3 protein-coding genes are annotated in these 3,283 nt (G+C 73.5%); all 3 read left to right on the top strand.

Features of this window, described 5'->3' with window-relative positions:
• Positions 1 to 602: molybdopterin cofactor-binding domain-containing protein (locus tag FV230_RS26340; protein ID WP_147844485.1), on the top strand; the 602-nt coding region annotated here is incomplete at its 5' end.
• Between the two features lie 110 nt (positions 603 to 712).
• A complete protein-coding gene (murJ, locus tag FV230_RS26335; RefSeq protein ID WP_147844484.1) occupies positions 713 to 2,242 on the top strand; it encodes a murein biosynthesis integral membrane protein MurJ in 1,530 nt (509 codons plus the stop codon).
• A gap of 216 nt (positions 2,243 to 2,458) precedes the next feature.
• A partial coding sequence (locus tag FV230_RS26330; protein ID WP_147844483.1) for an MCP four helix bundle domain-containing protein occupies positions 2,459 to 3,283 on the top strand: 825 nt, incomplete at its 3' end.

Raw genomic sequence — 3,283 nt, 5'->3', positions numbered from 1 at the left:
GCCGACGGCTGGCGCGGGCCGACGGCGGCGGCGTGGCGCTCGACGAGGCGGTCGCCCGGCTCGACCCCGCCGGGATCGAGACCTTGGCCGAGTTCGTCCCCGAGGGCGGCGGCGCGAAGAGCCTCGACGCGCTGCGGGCCGGCCACATCACCCTCAGCAGCGACGGCGAGCGCCTGTCCTGGGCCTTCGGCGCGCAGTTCGCCGAGGTCCGCGTCCACGCCGAGACCGGGGAGATCCGGGTTTCGCGCCTGCTCGGGGCGTTCGCGGCCGGGCGCATCCTCAACCCGCTGACCGCCCGCAGCCAGCTCGCCGGCGGCATGATCTGGGGCCTCGGCTCGGCGCTGCTGGAGGAGACGGTGCTCGACCGGGGCCACTACCGCAACGCGGATCTCGCCGAATACCTCGTCCCCACCGCGGCCGACACGCCCGAGATCGAGGTCCTGTTCGTCCCCGACGAGGACCGGAAGGTGAACCCGCTCGGCCTGAAAGGCTTGGGCGAGCTCGGCATCATCGGCGTCAACGCGGCGATCGCCAACGCGGTCTACCACGCCACCGGCCAGCGCCACCGCCGCCTGCCGATCCGCGGCGAGACCCTGGCGTGACGGGGCCCTAGCGGCCGCACGCTTGCGTTGCCGGCGGCCGCGACCGTAAGCCTCCGCCGGGCTTCAGCAACGGTGGGCGGCGTGACGGCACTCGCATTCGGGACGAACCGGTGATCCGCGCGATCCTCTCCGTCGGGGGCTGGACGCTGGTGTCGCGGGTCACGGGCTTCGGCCGCGACGTGGTGATGGCGGCGGTGATGGGGGCCGGGCCGATGGCCGATGCCTTCGTCGTCGCCTTCCGCCTGCCGAACCATTTCCGCGCGATCTTCGGCGAGGGCGCGTTCAACACCGCCTTCGTGCCGGCCTATGCCGGGCTGTCGGAGGCCGGCGCGGACGGCGCGGCGCAGCGCTTCGCCGACCGGATCTTCACGCTGATGCTGGCGGTGCAGATCGCGCTGCTGGCGCTCGCGCTGCCGCTGATGCCGTGGGTGGTGCGGGCGCTGGCGCCGGGCTTCTCGCAGGATCCGCAGCGCTTCGACCTCGCGGTGGCGCTCACCCGCATCACCTTCCCCTACCTGCTGTTCATGACGCTGGTGACGCTGCTCTCCGGCGTGCTCAACGCGCAGCGCCGCTTCGCCGTGGCGGCGGGCGCGCCGGTGCTGCTGAACCTCGCGATGCTGGCGGCGTTCGCGCTGGCCTTCCTGTTCCCCGACGCGGCGCACGCCGCCGCCTGGGGCGTCGCGGTCTCGGGCGTGCTGCAGTTCGGGCTGCTGTGGTGGGCCTGCCGGCGGGCCGGCGTCGCGCCGCGGCTCACCGCGCCGGCCGTCCGCGATCCGGCGATGCGCCGGTTCTTCACCGTGCTCGGGCCGGCGGTGATCGGCGCGGCCGGGTTCCAGATCGCGACGTTTGCCGACACCATCATCGCGAGCTGGCTGCCGACCGGCGCGGTCTCGGCCCTGTGGTACGCCGACCGGCTCTACCAGCTGCCCTTCGGCGTCATCGCCATCGCCGCCGGCACGGTGCTGCTGCCGGAGATGAGCCGGCGGATCGCGGCCGGCGACGTCGCCGGGGCGCACGCCGCCCAGAACCGCGCCGCCGGGTTCTCGCTCGCGCTCTCGGCCCCGTTCACGGTGGCCTTCCTGACGCTGCCCGGCCTGACCATGGCCGCCCTGTTCCAGCGCGGCGCCTTCTCGGCCGAGGATGCCGCGCGGGCCGCCTCGGTGCTGGCCGCCTACGGGCTGGCGCTGCCGGCGGTGGTGCTGGTGCGCTCGGCGGTGGCGAGCTTCTACAGCCGGCAGGACACGCGGACGCCGCTCTGGGCCTCGCTCACCGCCATCGCCGTCAACGTCGTGCTCAAGCTCTGGCTCACCGGCCCCTACGGCGTCGCCGGGCTCGCGCTCGCCACCGCGATCAGCCAGTGGGTCAACCTCGCGCTGCTCGTCGCCCTCGCCTGGCGCCGCGGCTGGACCGCGCCAGGGCGCACGCTCGGCCTCACGGTGCTCGGCGTCGCGCTCGCCTGCGCCGGCCTGGCGTTGGTGGCGGTCTACGGCCTGCCGCTGGCGGAATCCGTCGTGCCCGCCCTGCCGCGCGGCCGCGAGATCGCGGTGCTGGCGCTCCTCGGGATCGTCGGCGCGGCGATCTACGGCGGCCTGCTCGCGGGCCTGCTCCACCTGTTCGGGCTGCGCCTGCGACGCGCCTGAGATGGGCGGCGGCCGCGATCGCGGCGGTCGCGATCGCGGCATTCTTGCAGCCCGGAAAATTGCACACCAGCAGTTGAGCTATCGTCCTCTATTTCACTCCTGAATTTAGATCTTCCAGGAAGCGAGGACAAACACCTGCGCGTGCTCGAATTCAGCGTCATTTAAGTCCTTCGCATTAGGATGACCTGAGTCGCACAATCCGAGGACCGTCCCATCATGCGGTTGACCATCAAGGCCGCGCTGATCGGCGTCATCGGCATCCTCACCGTCGGCATCGCCGGGCAGGGCCTGTTCGCCGCCTCCAAGCTGCGCGCCGTCAACGCCAGCGCGACCGAGATCGCGACGAACTGGCTGCCGAGCGTGCGCTGGATCGGCGAATTGAAATACGCCACCGCCCGCCTCCGCCTCGTCGACGCGCGCTACGTCCTGGCGGCCGAGCCGCCGGCGGAGCTCGACGCGGTCGGCGCCACCCGCCTCGCGGCGATCGCGAAGGCCGTGACGTCCTACGAGCCGCTGATCTCGAGCCCGGAGGAGGCCGCCCTGTGGGACGGCTTCAAGGGGCAGTGGGCCGCCTATCTCGACCTGCGCAGCCAGCTCGTCCCCGCCGCGCGGGACGGCGACAGGGCACGCATGGTCGCCGCCTTCGACCGCTCGCGGATGCCGTTGGACGCGGCCTTGAAGGTGCTCGACGCGGATTCCGCCCTGAACGACCGGGGCGGCGACGCCGCCTCCGCCGACGCCGCCCTCAGCTACGACTCCGCCCTGCGGCTCACGGTGGCGGTCTGCGCCGGCGCCCTGCTCTGCGCGCTCTGCGGCATCGCCTTCGTGATGCGCGGCATCGCCCGGCCGCTCGACCGCATCATCGCCGCGATGGGGCGGATCGCCGGGGGCGACGCCACCGTGGCGGTGCCCGGCCGGGGGCGCCGCGACGAGGTCGGCGCGATCGCCGCCGCGATCCAGGTGTTCAAGGACAACCTGATCCACGCCCGCACCCTCGAAGCGGAGAGCGAGGCGGCGCGGGCCGGCGCCGCGGTGCAGCGC

It is taken from the genome of Methylobacterium sp. WL6 (genome assembly GCF_008040095.1).
Taxonomy (GTDB): Bacteria; Pseudomonadota; Alphaproteobacteria; order Rhizobiales; family Beijerinckiaceae; genus Methylobacterium.
The sequence above is the reverse complement of the archived record's forward strand: the minus strand, read 5'-3'. Positions and strand labels throughout refer to the sequence as shown.